General features: G+C 67.3%; 12 protein-coding genes. 7 read left to right on the forward strand and 5 right to left on the reverse strand.

Going from position 1 to position 14,539, the window contains the following annotated elements:
* Positions 1 to 185 precede the first annotated feature (185 nt).
* Positions 186 to 647: a CopD family protein gene (locus ACDC67_RS08415; protein WP_376692252.1), complete on the reverse strand. Its 462-nt coding sequence runs from the start codon at positions 645 to 647 to the stop codon at positions 186 to 188.
* Positions 648 to 931: 284 nt separating this feature from the next.
* Between ACDC67_RS08415 and erpA the strand changes: the two genes are divergently transcribed.
* The 3 genes from erpA (at position 932) to ACDC67_RS08430 (ending at position 3,710) form a co-directional block, all read left to right on the forward strand.
* The gene (gene erpA, locus ACDC67_RS08420; protein WP_376692254.1) at positions 932 to 1,273 is read left to right on the forward strand and encodes an iron-sulfur cluster insertion protein ErpA; all 342 of its coding nucleotides are present in this window, start codon (positions 932 to 934) and stop codon (positions 1,271 to 1,273) included.
* A gap of 80 nt (positions 1,274 to 1,353) precedes the next feature.
* Entirely contained in the window at positions 1,354 to 2,166 is an 813-nt protein-coding gene (locus ACDC67_RS08425) for a hypothetical protein (protein ID WP_376692256.1), read from the forward strand.
* A gap of 251 nt (positions 2,167 to 2,417) precedes the next feature.
* The gene (locus ACDC67_RS08430; RefSeq protein WP_376692257.1) at positions 2,418 to 3,710 is read left to right on the forward strand and encodes a metal-dependent hydrolase family protein; all 1,293 of its coding nucleotides are present in this window, start codon (positions 2,418 to 2,420) and stop codon (positions 3,708 to 3,710) included.
* Positions 3,711 to 3,947: 237 nt separating this feature from the next.
* Here the strand turns inward: ACDC67_RS08430 and ACDC67_RS08435 are convergent, their stop codons facing one another.
* From ACDC67_RS08435 to ACDC67_RS08445, 3 genes are read right to left on the reverse strand one after another with little or no spacing between them, the layout of a single operon-like run.
* A complete protein-coding gene (locus ACDC67_RS08435) occupies positions 3,948 to 5,063 on the reverse strand; it encodes a lipocalin-like domain-containing protein (RefSeq protein WP_376692259.1) in 1,116 nt (371 codons plus the stop codon).
* Positions 5,063 to 7,489 (reverse strand): FtsX-like permease family protein, encoded by a 2,427-nt coding sequence (locus tag ACDC67_RS08440; protein WP_376692261.1) that lies wholly within the window; start codon positions 7,487 to 7,489, stop codon positions 5,063 to 5,065. The genes ACDC67_RS08435 and ACDC67_RS08440 overlap by 1 nt, the downstream gene beginning before the upstream one ends.
* A complete protein-coding gene (locus ACDC67_RS08445; RefSeq protein WP_376692263.1) occupies positions 7,489 to 8,178 on the reverse strand; it encodes an ABC transporter ATP-binding protein in 690 nt (229 codons plus the stop codon). Before ACDC67_RS08445 ends, ACDC67_RS08440 begins: the two co-directional genes overlap by 1 nt.
* Positions 8,179 to 8,493: 315 nt before the next feature.
* Between ACDC67_RS08445 and panD the strand changes: the two genes are divergently transcribed.
* Both panD and ACDC67_RS08455 read left to right on the forward strand, forming a co-directional pair.
* Positions 8,494 to 8,874 carry an aspartate 1-decarboxylase gene (gene panD, locus ACDC67_RS08450; RefSeq protein WP_376692265.1) on the forward strand — a complete coding sequence of 127 codons (381 nt, stop codon included), beginning with the start codon at positions 8,494 to 8,496 and terminating at the stop codon, positions 8,872 to 8,874.
* A gap of 14 nt (positions 8,875 to 8,888) precedes the next feature.
* Positions 8,889 to 10,322, forward strand: coding sequence for a hypothetical protein (locus ACDC67_RS08455; protein WP_376692267.1), 1,434 nt, complete (start codon positions 8,889 to 8,891; stop codon positions 10,320 to 10,322).
* A gap of 12 nt (positions 10,323 to 10,334) precedes the next feature.
* Here ACDC67_RS08455 and ACDC67_RS08460 read toward each other — a convergent pair whose 3' ends face one another.
* On the reverse strand, positions 10,335 to 10,928 hold the full coding sequence (locus ACDC67_RS08460; RefSeq protein ID WP_376692269.1) for a hypothetical protein: 594 nt from the start codon (positions 10,926 to 10,928) through the stop codon (positions 10,335 to 10,337).
* 190 nt (positions 10,929 to 11,118) lie between these two features.
* Here ACDC67_RS08460 and ACDC67_RS08465 point away from each other — a divergent pair, with 190 nt between their 5' ends.
* On the forward strand, positions 11,119 to 12,489 hold the full coding sequence (locus ACDC67_RS08465) for an MATE family efflux transporter (RefSeq protein WP_376692271.1): 1,371 nt from the start codon (positions 11,119 to 11,121) through the stop codon (positions 12,487 to 12,489).
* Positions 12,490 to 12,584: 95 nt separating this feature from the next.
* A complete protein-coding gene (gene sppA, locus ACDC67_RS08470) occupies positions 12,585 to 14,444 on the forward strand; it encodes a signal peptide peptidase SppA (protein ID WP_376692273.1) in 1,860 nt (619 codons plus the stop codon).
* The last annotated feature ends 95 nt before the right edge of the window (positions 14,445 to 14,539 follow it).

The raw sequence follows: 14,539 nt of genomic DNA on the forward strand, positions 1-14,539 counted from the left end.
TTGGACTTTGACTTTGAAAAGCGCTTTTGCTTACTTTTGTCGCGAATGACAAAAGTGAGTCGCCGCAAGACCCCGCGAAGCGGGCCCGGGCGAAACAGAATTTGACTTGTCGAGGCCACCACACCGACCGGTGGCACCAACCCCACACAAGCCCCGGTCGATGCCGACCCGGCAGTTGAGCCAATTCAAAAGGGTTTGACGATCACCAGCACCACGATGGCAATCAGAAACACCGCCGGCACTTCATTGAACAGTCGGTACCACTTCGAGCTGTGACGGTTGTCATCGCGGGCGAAGACCCGCACCAGGTGCCAGCACCAGGCGTGATAGGCGATCAGGCCGGCCACCAGTACCAGCTTGGCGTGCATCCAGCCGCCGGTGGACAGGTGCCAGGGCTCGCCGATGAGGGTGGCCAGGCCGAAGCCGACGGCCAGCGCGCCGCCGATATGGGTGATGCCCAGCAGGCGCTTTTGCATGACCTTGAGCAGCTCCAGCGTGCGGCCGGTGGGGTTTTCCGTGGCGTAGACGAACAGGCGCGGCAGGTAGAACAGGCCGGCGAACCAGGTGACGACGAAGACGACGTGGAAGGCTTCGAGCCAGCGCATGTGGCGCTCCTGCACAGTGGCGAAGCGTGTATTCTCGGGCATGCGCTCCCGGCGGGCAACTTGACGTCGTACCGACCGGCAATGTATAAACAACGCGCACATCACGAAAAATTCATGAATTTACAACGTCATGAATCAAACAAAAATAACGTGCAGATCCATCCGGTTTGGGGCACATCATATTCAAGCGGTCGCGAGACCGCTTTTTTTTTGATCCTGACTCCTGCATTCCCTACCGTCGCCACTCTGCGGCATAATTGAAGCCGCGGTGAGCAATCGCCATATCAACGTTGTCCAACGCAGCAGTTGACCGGAGAGTTCTGCCAATGCCTGAATCCGAACCCATGATCTTCACGCCCTCGGCCGCGGCGAAGGTGCGCGAGCTGATTCTCGACGAGGGCAATCCCGAGCTCAAGCTGCGCGTCTACATCACCGGCGGCGGCTGTTCCGGATTCCAGTACGGTTTCACCTTTGACGAGCAGGTCGAGGACGGCGACGTGACGGTCGAGCGCGACGAAGTCACGCTGGTGGTCGATCCGCTCAGCTTCCAGTACCTCGAGGGTGCCGAGGTGGACTACAGCGAAAGTCTCCAGGGCGCGCGTTTCGTCATCCGCAACCCCAACGCCGCGACCACCTGCGGCTGCGGCTCTTCCTTCGGCGTCGCCTGAACTCCCCGTCGGCGCCCGCCCGGAGCTGAGCCGAACCGGCGGACTGGCGCCCGATTGTCGATTCGTGTTATCACGGCGGCATGACCATCCTGATCGTTCTCATCGGCCTGCTGCTGAGCCACTATTTCACCGCGCTGGGTCGATGGCGTGACTTCGGCTGGCTGCTGTGGCCCACCCGGCAGCTTCGGTCGCGGTTTCCCCAGCAGCACTGGCTGACGCTTGCCGCCGTCATCGCCACCGCCGTGGCGGCTGCCTGGCTGGCAACGGCCGTGGCCACGCTGTTGCTCGGCAAGCCGGGCGGCGCGCTGCTCGCCCTGGCGGCCTTCATCTACACGCTCGGCCCGCGCGATCTCGATCGCGACGTCAAGCTGCTGCTCGATGAACCGGAGCATGCCGACGGCCGCGAGGCGGCGCAGGCCCTGGGTGTGAGCAATGACGCTTCGGCCGCGTCGTCCGGCGCGGCGGTGGTTCAAGCCGCCCGCACGCGCTGGTTCGGCATCCTGTTCTGGTTCACGCTGCTGGGGATTCCCGGTGCACTGCTGTATCGCCTGTGCCAGAAAGCGATGCAGACGGAGGGCCTGTCCGACGAAGAACGGGACTGGCTCGCCCGCCTGCGCTGGGTCCTCGAGTGGCCGGTGCTGGCACTGATGACCGTGGCGCTGGGCCTGGTCACCGACCTCGACCGGGTCGTGCAGGCCTGGAAGCACTACCACCGCGATCGGGCCTGGTGGATCTTCTCGCCGCGCCTGATCGACGAAGTCATGGCCAGCGTGCTCGTTGATGCCCAGTCGCGCCCGGCGGGCCTGACTCGCGGCCACCAGCTGGCCTGGCGCATGCTGGTGCTCTGGCTGGTGGTGTTGAGTCTGATGCTGATTGCGGGATGGATCGTGTAGAGTCTTCGATTGGCGGTTTGGACGCCGCTCGTCCCGAGGTACCCGGCGAACTTGGGAAATCTCAAATTCCAAGCACCAAGTACCAAACAAATTCGAATGACCGAAATTCGAATGATCCAGACGGATGCATCGTCGCTTGACCGCCGTGCTGCCGTAGGGAGGGCATCCGCTTTGGCCGGCGCTCGGCGGTAAAACGTGGGCACCATGATTCACAATGAAGTCTTCAATCGTGCTTTCTGGAGGATAGAGTCTTGAATCGCTTGTTGATGTTTGTCGGATTGATCCTGTGTTCCGGACTGGCCATGGGCGAGACCTGGGTGCGTTGCGGGGGTGTGGTCGATGTCGAGGCGGGGGAGCGGCACGGGGCACATACCGTCATCATTGACGCGGGCAAGGTTTCCGAACTGCGTTCGGGCCACCCGCAATGGGGTGACGACGTGGAGCAGGTGGACCTGTCTGCGCTGACCTGCCTGCCCGGCCTGATGGACATGCATACCCACCTGACCTCGGAGTCGAGTCCCTCGTCCTACATCGAGCGGTTCACGCTCAACGAGGCGGACGTCGCCCTGCGCGGGGCGCGCTACGCTCGCAAGACGCTCGAGGCCGGATTCACGACGGTGCGCGACCTGGGCGACTCGTTCAATGCCTCGATCGCGCTGCGCGATGCGATCAAGGACGGCGGCGTGCCGGGACCGCGTATCTTCACCGCCGCCAAGTCCCTGGCGACCACCGGCGGTCACGCCGACCCGACCAACGGCTGGCGCTTCGACCTGGCCGGCGATCCCGGGCCGCGCGAGGGTGTGCTCAACGGTGCCGCCGAAGCCAGGGCGGCCGTGCGCCAGCGCTACAAGGACGGGGCCGACCTGATCAAGATCACCGCCACCGGCGGGGTGCTCAGCGTGGCCAGCAGCGGCGACAACGCGCAGTTTAGGATGGATGAACTCGAAGCGGTCATCGAGACCGCGGCCGACTACGGCATGCACGTGGCCGCGCACACGCACGGCGTCGAAGGGATGCGGCGGGCGGTCGAGGCCGGCATTCACTCGATCGAGCACGGCACCTACATGAGCGACGAGATCATGGAGCTGATGATCGACAGGGGCACCTGGTACGTGCCGACCATCTCGGCGGGCAAGTTCGTCGCCGAGAAGGCCGAGGTCGAAGGCTATTTCCCGCCGGTGGTGGCCGACAAGGCGCGCCGCATCGGTCCGATCATCCAGCAGACCTTCGAACGCGCCCACGCCGCGGGAGTGCGCATCGCTTTCGGAACCGACTGCGGCGTGTGCCCCCACGGCAGCAACGCCAGCGAGTTCGGCTACATGGTCGAGGCAGGCATGAGCCCGGCCGACGCCCTGCGCACCGCCACCATCCACGCCGCGGCGCTGCTCGGTCGCGAAGACGAACTGGGCCGCCTCCAACCCGGCTACGCCGCCGACCTGATCGCCGTCGAGGGCAACCCGCTCGAAGACGTGGGTGTTCTCAACGATCTGCGCTTCGTGATGCGAGATGGGGCGGTGTTTGTCGATCGATCGGCGGAGGATTGAAGAAGCAAAACCTTGGAAACGCAAAGACGCCAAGCAGCAAAGAGCGCAAAGAAAAAATCTGAAACCACTGAATACACCGAAGAACACCGAAGACAAAAATTTTTTAGTTAGTTCCTGAAATCCTTTATTCGGTGCATTCAGTGTTTTCGGTGGTTACATTCATTTTTGGTCTTTCACTTTGCGTTCTTTGCGTCTTGGCGTCTTTGCGTTTCAAAGGTTCTGATTTTTTGAACGTCTCTAATCCGCATAGCCGCTCAGCTCAAGGTAGCCTCGACCCAGCGACTCCCCCGTCCGGGTATCCCGCACCCCGACCGCGCCTTCCCAGTAGCTGACCGCACCTCGCCAGAGCTGCTTGTCGAAACGGGCGTTCACTTCCAGCGACAGGTCTTCGGAGGGCACTTCGACCGTCCATTCGACCGGCCAGCGGTTGCCGGCATCGTCGCGCCATTCGCGCCCGGGCGTGGCGGTGAAGTCGTCCGGCCCGAGCGTGCGCGCGTTGCCGTCGGGGTGGACCACCTTGCCGGCGGAAAAGCGGGCGGCTTCGCCGGCGTCCGTGCGCAGGCGATAGACCATGAGGTCGCGTCCGTCATCAAGCTGCAGCGAGAACCAGTCCCAGCCGGCCAGGTTTCCGGACAGCTGGCTCGAACCCCATTCGCGGTCGAGCCACGCCAGGCCCTCGACCGGCGTTGAAGCATCGCCGAGGCGGATGCTGCCGGAGGCTTTCAGCCGCGTGAGCGAATAATAGTGCGAGGCGTTGCCCGCCTGCGGGCCCTTGCGGCTGTAGCCGTCATCGCCCTGCAGCACGACCGGGCGGGTTTGCTCCAGGCGCAGGTCGAGCCCGAAATCCCCGGCATCGGCCTCGAGTTCGAAGTGCTTCCCGCTTCGTCGCACCGTCCAGTCGCGCAGCCACCAGCGCTGTTCGGTGGCGCCGGCCAGGTCCAGCGCGCCGCGCGCGAAGCGCTCCTCGCGGTGAAAGACCCGTCCTTCGATATCGCTGAGCGCCAGGTGGGCCATCCAGACCGCGTCGGTCGCCCAGGCCGAGTCCGGCCGGGGGCCGTGATCGAGTTCGAAGCGGAACAGCGTGAACTGGAAGCCCCAGGGCCGGCCCTCGGGACCGTCCAGGTTGCCGGTGAAGTACCACCACTCGTTGCGGTAGCCCGGGTGAGCCGCGTGATCGGCCGGGAACTCGAACGGTCTCGGTGAAGTGACCTGTCGGAACGACTCCGGGGCGTCGTTGAGCAGGCCGCGCGTGCTCAGGCTGCTTTCGGGAGTCGCCTCGGGCAGGGTGCGCCAGACCAGCCAGGCGACCAGGGCGAGGGTGATGGCGCAGATCAGCAGGAGGTCGCGGCGCATTACTCCCCCTTCAGCTCCGGGGCCGGGTCGCGTCGTCCGATGCGCCAGGCCGGGTACAGTCCGGCGAGCAGTCCGCAGACCAGGGCCAGCGGCAGCATCACGGCCACCGGGGTGAGCGGCCAGGACAGGGGCAGGCTCCAGCCGAAGGCGCGCGGCTGGATCACCAGCGAAAGCCCCAGGTGGATGGCGACCGAAAGCGGCACGGCCACCAGGGCCGCGGCCAGGGCCAGTCCGCCGGTCTGGCAAACCACCAGGGCATGGAGGCCGCCCCGGGTCAGGCCCAGTGCGCGCAGCGTGGCGTAGTCGCGGCGCCGCTCCAGGCCCAGGGCCAGCAGCGCACTGACCAGGGCGATGACGGCGATGATGGCCACCAGCGCCGCCAGGGCCCAGGAGATGCGAAAGGTGCGATCGAATACGGCCAGGGTGGTCTCGCGCACCGACTCGCGACGCGTGAGCTGCAGGTCGGAGTCGATCGACTGCAGGCGCCGGGCCAGCGCCGCCTCGTCGACGGTCGCGTCGTAGTAGAGGCCGAGGCTGTCACGCCGGGCATCGTCGAATGCTTCTCGGTACAGCGCGGCGTCGATGGCGATGCTGCCGCGCTCGCTGGCATAGTCGCGATAGATGGCCGCAACCGGTCGCTCGAGGGCGCCTTCGGGCGTGGCCAGGCTGATCGTCTCGCCCACGGCCAGGCCATGGCGCCGCGCCAGCGGTTCGGAGACCACCACCGCTTCGCCGGCGCGAAAGGCCTCGAAGGCTGCTTCGGCGTCCCCGGCGAGCCATTCGAAGCCGGCCCAGGCGCGCGGCGGCAGGTCGTAGGCGATCAGGTCGCGGCCATCGTCGATCCGCACGCGGCGCGCGCTGGAGATGGTCTCGATGCCCGGCAGTGCGCCCACGCGCTCGACCGTGGCGGGTTCCAGACCGCCCTGGCTGGCGGTCACGTAGCTGTCGGCGCGCAGCAGCCGGTCGATCCAGTCGTCCACCGCGGCGCGGAATCCCAGCACCATCATCGCCAGGCCGGCGGCCAGGGCCAGCGCCAGGCTGAGCGCGGCCAGCGCCGGCCGGATGCGTTTCTCGCCGGCCAGCAGCAGGGCCAGCGCGCGGGCCGGCAGGCGGCGGGGTGCGATGCGGCGCAGCGTGCCGAGCAGCAACACGCCCAACCAGGGCGCGAGCAGGGCGAAGCCGCCCAGCGCGAGGAAGAGCGCGGCGAATGCCCCCGGCAGGCCGCTGCTGGTCGCGACCCCGACCGCGGCCAGGCCGAGCAGCGCGGCGGCCGTCGCCAGGCGGCGCAGCGGATGCGGGTCGGGCGTCGCGGGCTGGCGCAGAACCCGTCCCGGCGGAATGCGTCGGGCCTCGCGCAGCAGTCCGGTGACGGCCAGCTGCGCGGCGGCCACGGCGATCGCCGCAATCAGCGCGTAAAGCCCGAGCGTGGGCTGAACGCCGGCGCTGGTGAGCAGGCCGTAGAGTTCGAGCACGGGGGTGCGGACCATGTCGACCAGGCGATCGGCCAGCAGCGTGCCCAGCACCAGGCCGGCCAGCGCACCGATACCGGCCAGGACCAGCGTCTCGGCCAGCAGCAAGGCCGTGATCCGGCCGTGGGTCACGCCGACGGCGCGCAGCATCGCAAGGCTGCGGCGTCGCTGCACCAGCAGGAATGAGAGCACGCTGAAAATCACGAACAGGCCCACGGCCAGGCTGATCAGGCCCATCGCCGTGAGGTTGGCGCGCATGCCCTGGGTGAGGCTGGCCGCCGAAGCGCGGCGTTCGTCGGCGTCGCTGAGCTCGATCGACTCGGGCAGCTGGCGCTCGAGCCAGTCGCGCGCTCCCGCGGGTGCGTCGATCCAGCTCAACTCGCCCCGGCGGTCAACCAGCGCCTGCAGCGTGGCGATGTCCATGAGCAACCGGTCGTCCAGGCCCGGTCGCGGAGGCAGCGCCTCGGTGAGCTCGATTTCGAGCGTGCGTTCGCCCAGGCGAAGCGCCAGGGTGTCGCCCGGCGATTTTCCCAGGCGCTCGAGCGTGGCCGGGCCGGCCGCCGCAACCGGGCCGCTGCCGAGCAGCTGGGACAACAGCGCCGGTGGCAGCAGCCCGCGGCCGTCTCCGGAGAAGGGATCGATGCCCAGCAGCTCGAGGGTGCTGTCGTCAAAGCGAACGCGCTGGCGCAGCACGGGCGTTAGCGGCGGGGCGCCGTCCGCGCGGGCCAGTTCGGCGTAGACGCGCTCGTCCAGCGGGCCGTGGGCAGCCGACACGCGGACGCTGTTGCTGCCGACCAGGGCCCGGCTGGCGCCGTCGAGCGAATCGACCAGCACGTCGCGCATCAGGGCCACGCCGGTCATCACCGCCACGCCGGCGGCCATGCCGGCCAGCGCCAGGAACAGCTGCCCCGGATGCTGCCGGAAGAACCGGCGCGAGGATTGCAGCAGCAGGCGCATCAGCCCGGGTGCAGGCGGCCGCCGCTGAGCTGGTACTGCCGGTCACAGACGGCGGCGGCTTGCGGGTTGTGGGTGACCAGGATCAGCGCGCAGCCGCGCTCGCGGGTAATGCGATCGAACAGCGCCAGGACGCGTTCCGCGCTCGCTTCGTCGAGGCTCCCGGTGGGCTCGTCGGCCAGCAGCAGCCCGGGGTCGTGGACCAGCGCGCGGGCGATGGCCACGCGTTGCTTCTCGCCGCCCGAGAGTTGGCCGGGCATGCTCGCGAGCAGGGGCGTGATGCCGAGCATGTCGGCGAGTGAGCGCAGCGACGCGTCGTCGTCCAGGCCGTTGAGCCACAGTGGCAGCTCGATGTTTTCGCGCACGTTCAGCGAGTCGATGAGATTGAAGTCCTGGAATACCAGGCCGATGTTGCGAGCGCGAAACCGGGTCAGTCCCGGTTCCGGGAGCGCGTCGAGGTCATGGCCGAGCACCCTGACCCGGCCCCGGTCGGGGCGATCCATGCCGGCGGCGAGGTTGAGCAGCGTGGACTTGCCCGCGCCCGATGCACCCATCACGGCGATCCGACCCCCGCGCTCGAGCTCGAGGTCGAGTTGCTCAAGCACGCTCACTGACCGCTCGCCGGCGCTGAACCGGCGCGTGACGCCGCTCAGTTCGAGGGCCGGCGTCGTCGATGTCTCGTTTCGGGTCATGGCCGGGCAATGCTCGCGAAAAGCTGTTGGCATTATGTAGGAACCGGCATCAATGGCGGGGGAACTTTCGAGGGCGCGTCGCCTCAAAAGCATTGTGTGCTGCGAGTTGTGATGCGAATAAGCTTTTTCTTGGCAATTGCGCATCAGCTGTGGTAGACTTACCACCAACCTTGGCAAAACCGCAACGGTCGAGCCAGGGCGCAGGGCGCGAAGCGAGGTACATCACTCCGACATCCGTTGCCCCTCCCCCCAACAGGGGAGGGGTTTTTTTTGGACGACACACGGACAATCCGGCTGGATACGGAGGTCATCGACATGCAGCTTACGATGCTGAAAGGCAAGATCCACCGTGCCACGGTCACGCGCGTCGAGCTTGACTACGAGGGCTCCTGCGCCATCGACGAGAACCTGCTCGAGGCGGCGGGAATTCTCGAGCACGAACAAGTACATATCTACAATATCACCAGCGGCGAACGCTTCGTGACCTATGCCATTCGCGGCGAGCGCGGCAGCGGAATTCTCTCGGTCAACGGCGCGGCCGCGCACAAGGCCACCGAGGGTGATCTGGTCATCATTGCCGCCTACGCGCGCATGAGCGAGGCCGAGGCGGCCGAACACGAACCCCGCCTGGTCTACCCCGACGCCGACAACCGCATCTCGCGCACCGCCGGCCGGGTTCCCGCCCAGGCAGCCTGATCATGGATGGCCGGGTGTTGCAAAAAGACAACATTCCGGTCGTTTCCGAGATGCTGGCCGCCGACCCCGAACGAGCGCGCGATTTCAGCCGCAGCCACGGCGGCTGGGCCCTCGACTTTTCCCGGCTTCCCCTGACCCGAGAAGCTTTCTCCGAGTTGCGGCAAGTGCCGCGCTCGCTGGGCCTGGCCCAGGCCGTCGCGCGGCTGTTCGGCGCCGGGATCGTCAACCCGAGCGAGAACCAGCCGGCGCTGCACATGGCGCTGCGCGCCGCCGAGCCCTTTCCGGGCCTGGATGCGGGCGCCGCATCTGACGTGATCGACGCGCGCGAGCGTTTCCTGGCAGTCGCCGGGCAGTTGCACGCCGGCCGGACCGGCCTGACCGACATCCTGCACGTGGGCATCGGCGGCTCGGACCTCGGTCCCCGGCTGGTGGCCGACGCCCTGGACGCGGATGACAGCGCGGTGCGCGTGCACTGGTTGTCGACACTCGACGCCCGGTACTTCGAGCGACTCTGCCGGCGCCTGGACCCGGCCACCACCGGCCTGGTCATTGCCTCGAAGTCCTTTTCCACCGAGGAAACGCTGCTGCAGGCCCGCGCGGCCCGCGACTGGCTCGGACTGGATTGGGCCTCGCGCTGCTGGGCGGCCACGGCCAACATCGAGCGGGCGCGCGAGTTCGGGCTGGACGATGCGCACATCCTGCCGTTCGCGGGCTGGACCGGCGGTCGCTTTTCCCTCTGGTCCTCGGTCGGCGTGAGCGCCGCGGCGGCGATCGGCCCCGAGCGTTTCCGGGCCTTGCTTGCGGGTGCGGAATCGGCCGACACCGACTTCCATCAGCATCCCGACGCCGACGGCTTCGCGACCCTGCTGGGCTTGCTGGTCCATTACCTGCGCCGCGGGCTCGACTGCAACACCCTGGGTGTGGTCAGCTACGAGCCGCGCCTGGCCCTTCTGGCCGACTACCTGCAGCAACTGATCATGGAAAGCCTGGGCAAGGGCGTGGATCTCGACGGCCAGGCGGTCGACGGCCCCACCGCGCCGTTGATTTTCGGCGGACGGGGTACCGACCTGCAGCATTCGATCTTTCAGGCCCTGCACCAGGGGCCGGACACGCATCCGCTGATTCTCGTCGGCAGCCGCGACGCCGACCACGACCATCCGGACTGGCAGCGCCGCCAGCTTGCGCATTTGCTGGCGCAGGCCGAGGCGCTGGCCAACGGCCGCGAAGACGGCGAGTCCTTTCAGCGCATGCCGGGTAACCGGCCGGTGATGACCCTGCTGGTCGATCGCCTCAATGCCGGGAAGCTGGGCTGGCTGCTGGCCAGCCTGGAACACGCCGTCTATGCCCTGTCGGTCATCTGGCGCATCAACGCCTTCGATCAGTGGGGCGTGGAAGAAGGCAAACGCCTGGCCGCAGAGATACGTCGCCGGCTGGAAGAAGGCGAGTAGCTCGCGCTCGATTCAGTCGCCGCCTTCTCCCTGCCGGTCGATGCTCGACACGGGGATGGTGATGATCGGCAGGCCGATGGCGTCGGTACGCGTGCGGGCCTGTAGTACGTCCCCGCGCCGCTCGTGTCCCGAAGGACCGACGAAATAGTACATTTCCGCCACGCCGTGGAACTGGTCGAGGGTGAGCAGGTCGATCTGCGTGCTTTGATCGAGCCCGGGCACGAAGCCCAGGGGCAGCACGAATCCCCGGTTGGTCTGGTCAGTGCCCAGCGCCGTATAGAACACTTCGATGCTCACCTCGGCATCGTCGGGGTCGTCGACGAGCTGCATGTCGAAGCGTCGCGCCAGTTCGATGCCCAGGCGCCGGTCGGCGTAGTGCCGGACTTCCGGGTTCTGCAGGAAGTGGGTGGTCAGGTGAACCGACTTGCCGGCGTGCGGCGCGAAATCCGAGTCGGGCAGATGCTGAACCAGGTCGTCGATGCTGTGTGTCACGAGCTGCTGGGCCGTGGCCCCGGCCAGGCCGTCCTGGACCTGGCGCGTGCCGCAGCCGGCCAGCATTGCCAGGCTCATGCCGATCAGGCTCAGTCGCATCACGGTGCTCGCCATGTTCGATATCCTCGTTGACTTCGAATGGGCTGCCGACCCCGGGTCGGACAGCAAGCGGACACGATAACAACTTTCCCGTTATCAACCCGGCAGCAACGCGCACTGCAGCCCGGTCAACGGCGGCTTGCACGCGCGAGGCCGGCAACGGACAATGCCGCTTCCGCTCGGCTCCCCCGGTTGTTGACTTCGCATGCCCGCCAGTGCGCACGCCCCCGATCTCCCCGCAGAAATCAAGCGCACCCTGCTGCTGGCCGGCCCGCTGATCGTCGGGCAGGTGACCAGCTACGCCATGACTTTCGTCGACACCGTGATGGCGGGCCGGCTTGGTGCGCTCGACCTGGGTGCGGTGGCGATCGGGTCTTCGATCTGGGCGGCCGGAATGGTGTTCGTCGTCGGCTTGATGATGGCGGTGTCGGCCGCCGTGTCGCAGCTCGACGGGGCGGGTCGGCGCGCTCAGGCCGGCGAACTCACGCGCCAGGCCCTGTGGATGGCGCTCGCCGTCGCGGCGATCCTTTTCGTCCTGATGCGGCGCGGCGACTGGCTGATGGCGATGATCGGCGTCGAGCCCGACGTGGCCGAGCTGGCCGACCGCTACCTGCGGGCGATCAGCTGGGGCGTGCCGGCCCTGGCCGGCATGTTCGTGTTGCGTTTCTTTTCGGAGGGCACGGGCCACACCCGACCGACGATGTACATCGGCGTGATGGGCATCCTGTTCAACGTGCCCCTGAACTACATCCTGATGTTCGGCAAGCTGGGGTTCGCGCCGCTGGGCGCGGAGGGCTGCGGCTGGGCCTCGGCGATCGTGCTGTGGCTGCAGCTGATCATGATGGCCGGCTGGGTTCAGTGGCGGCCCTACTACCGCCCCTTTGGCGTCTTTTCGCGCTTCAGCGGGCCCGACTGGCGCGAGCTTCGCGCCCTGCTGGCGCTCGGGCTGCCGATCGCCGTGATGGTGTTCCTCGAAGCCAGCCTGTTCATCGCCAGCGCGCTGGCGATCGGCACGCTGGGGACGCTGCCGGTCGCCGCGCACCAGGTCGCGATCAACTTCTCGGGGCTGGTTTTCATGATCCCGCTGGGGCTGTCGGGCGCGATCACGGTGCGGGTGGGCAACGCGGTCGGGCGGCGAGACCGCGCCGGCGCGCGTCGGGCCGGCCTGGTCGGCATGGGGATGGCGCTGGTGTTCGGCGCCCTCGCATCGGCCGTGATCGTCCTGTTCCCGGAGCGGGTCGCGCGCATCTACACGCCCGACCCGGAAGTCGTGGCCCTGGCCGCCAGCCTGCTGTTCTTCGCGGCGGTCTTTCAGCTGGCCGACTGCCTGCAGGTTTCGGCCGCCGGCGCCCTGCGCGGGCTCAAGGACACGCGCGTGCCCATGCTCTACTGCGTGCTGGCCTACTGGCTGGTGGGCATGACCCTGGGTTGGTGGCTCACCTTCCACCAGGGGTGGGGCCCGGCGGGCATGTGGTGCGGCATCATCGCCGGGTTGACCGTCGCCGCCTTCCTGCTCGGGGGTCGGTTCCTGCGGATCACCGCTTCATGGCGCGAAATCGAGCAGATCGCCTCCTGATCAGCCGGACGCTTCCAGTGACGAATGGCACATTGTGGGCCTTGACGACGGCTCGGTAGAATACTCGGCCAATCTGCCCATTCAATCGGTCCTCAATGACTTCGAACTCTCGACCCAACGTGCTGGTCCGGCTCTGGCTGGGCTTCTGGCGCGGGCTGACGGCCTTCCGCATGGCCGTTTTCAACATTCTTTTCCTGATCGTGCTCGCGCTGGTCATCCGCGTACTGTTCTTCTCCTCCGACGAGATCATCGTCGAGCCGCAGACCACGCTGGTCATCGCGCCCAAGGGTCTGATCGTCGAGGAGTACACGGGAACGGCCCTGGATCGGGCCATCAACCAGGCACTGGGTCAGGAACTGCCCGAAACGCGGCTGCGCGACATTCTCGCCGCGCTCGAGCATGCCGCCGATGACGACCGCATTGCCCAGGTCCTTGTGCGGACCGAGGAGCTGTGGGGCGTCGCCCCGGGGATGCAGACGGAACTGGCCGATGCCTTCGCCGCTTTCCGGGATTCGGGCAAGCCGGTCATCGCCCACGGCGGCATGATGATGCAGGGCCAGTACATGCTCGCCTCCATGGCCGACGAGATCTGGCTCGACCGGGACGGGCTCCTGCTGTTCGAAGGCTACGGGCGCTATCGCCAGTACTATGCCGAAGGCCTGGAAAAGCTCAAGGTCGACGTCAACCTGTTCCGCGTCGGCGAGTACAAGTCGGCGATGGAGCCGTTCATCCGCAACGACATGTCCGAGGCCGATCGTCGGGCGAGTGAAGTCTGGCTCGATGACCTGTGGCAGAGCTGGCTCGACCGCGCCGCGCTTCACCGCGGCCTGCCCGTGGAAGTGCTGGTCGAGTTGACCGAGAACTTCCCCGATGCCGTCGAGGCAGCCGAGGGCGATATTGCGGCCATGGCCCTGGAACGCGGGCTGGTCGATCGCCTGGTCAGCCGGCCCGAGCTGCGTGCCGAACTGGCCAACCGGGGTGCCGCCGACCCCGACGGCGGATTCCGCCAGATCGGTTTCCAGACCTACGTGCAGGCGGCCAGCGAGTGGCACCCGCGCGCTGATCGCGTCGGCATCATCGTCGCCCAGGGCGCGATCACCGAGGGCAGCCATCCGCCGGGTACGATCGGCTCGCAATCGACTTCGCGCCTGATTCGCCAGGCGGCCAACGACGATCGCATCAAGGCGGTCGTGTTGCGCGTCGATTCAGGTGGCGGCAGTGCGTTTGCCTCGGAGGTCATTCGCAGCGAGCTGATGGCCCTCAAGGAAGCCGGCAAGCCGGTGGTCGTGAGCATGGGCAATGTCGCCGCATCCGGCGGCTACTGGATCGCCATGGGCGCCGACGAGGTCTGGGCCTATCCGACAACGCTGACCGGCTCGATCGGCATCTTCGGCTTCTTCCCCACCTTCCAGGACACGCTCGCCGAGATCGGGATTCGCACCGACGGCATCGGAACCACGCCCCTGTCGGGCGCCTTGCGCGCCGACCGCGCCCTGCCGGAGTCGGCCCGCAGCCTGCTGCAGAGCTTCATCGAACACGGTTACCGCGAGTTCATCACCCTGGTTGCCGAGCACCGGCAGATGTCGGTCGAGGCGGTCGACGAGGTCGCCCAGGGACGCGTCTGGAGCGGCGCGCAGGCGCAGCGCCGCGGCCTGGTCGATCAGCTGGGTACGCTGGAGCAGGCGGTGGCATCGGCCGCGCGCAGCGCCGGTATCGGCGAGGACTACCAGGTGGCCTATGTCGAGCGTGAGCTTTCCGCGGTCGAGCAGTTTTTCGTCAATATGGCGGGTGCCTCCATCCGCATGGCCGGCGTCGATGCCACGCGCGGCATCGCCACCTGGTTGCCGGGCGATCTCGGGCGCCAGCTTCTCGACGACATTCGCCTGGTGTTCGCCCAGGCGCAGTCGGGGCGGCCGGGCGTGATGGCCCACTGCCTGTGCGAGGCGCCGCGCTAAGAAAGCCCTGGACAGAGCGGTTTATTTTCATTGCTCAGCCGTTTGAGTATGATGGCTGTTTCGCGCCGGTCGGCCGGGGGACCTGGACGGCCGGT

Origin of the sequence: Wenzhouxiangella indolica (assembly GCF_042310355.1) — a bacterium.
Lineage (GTDB): Bacteria > Pseudomonadota > Gammaproteobacteria > Xanthomonadales > Wenzhouxiangellaceae > Wenzhouxiangella.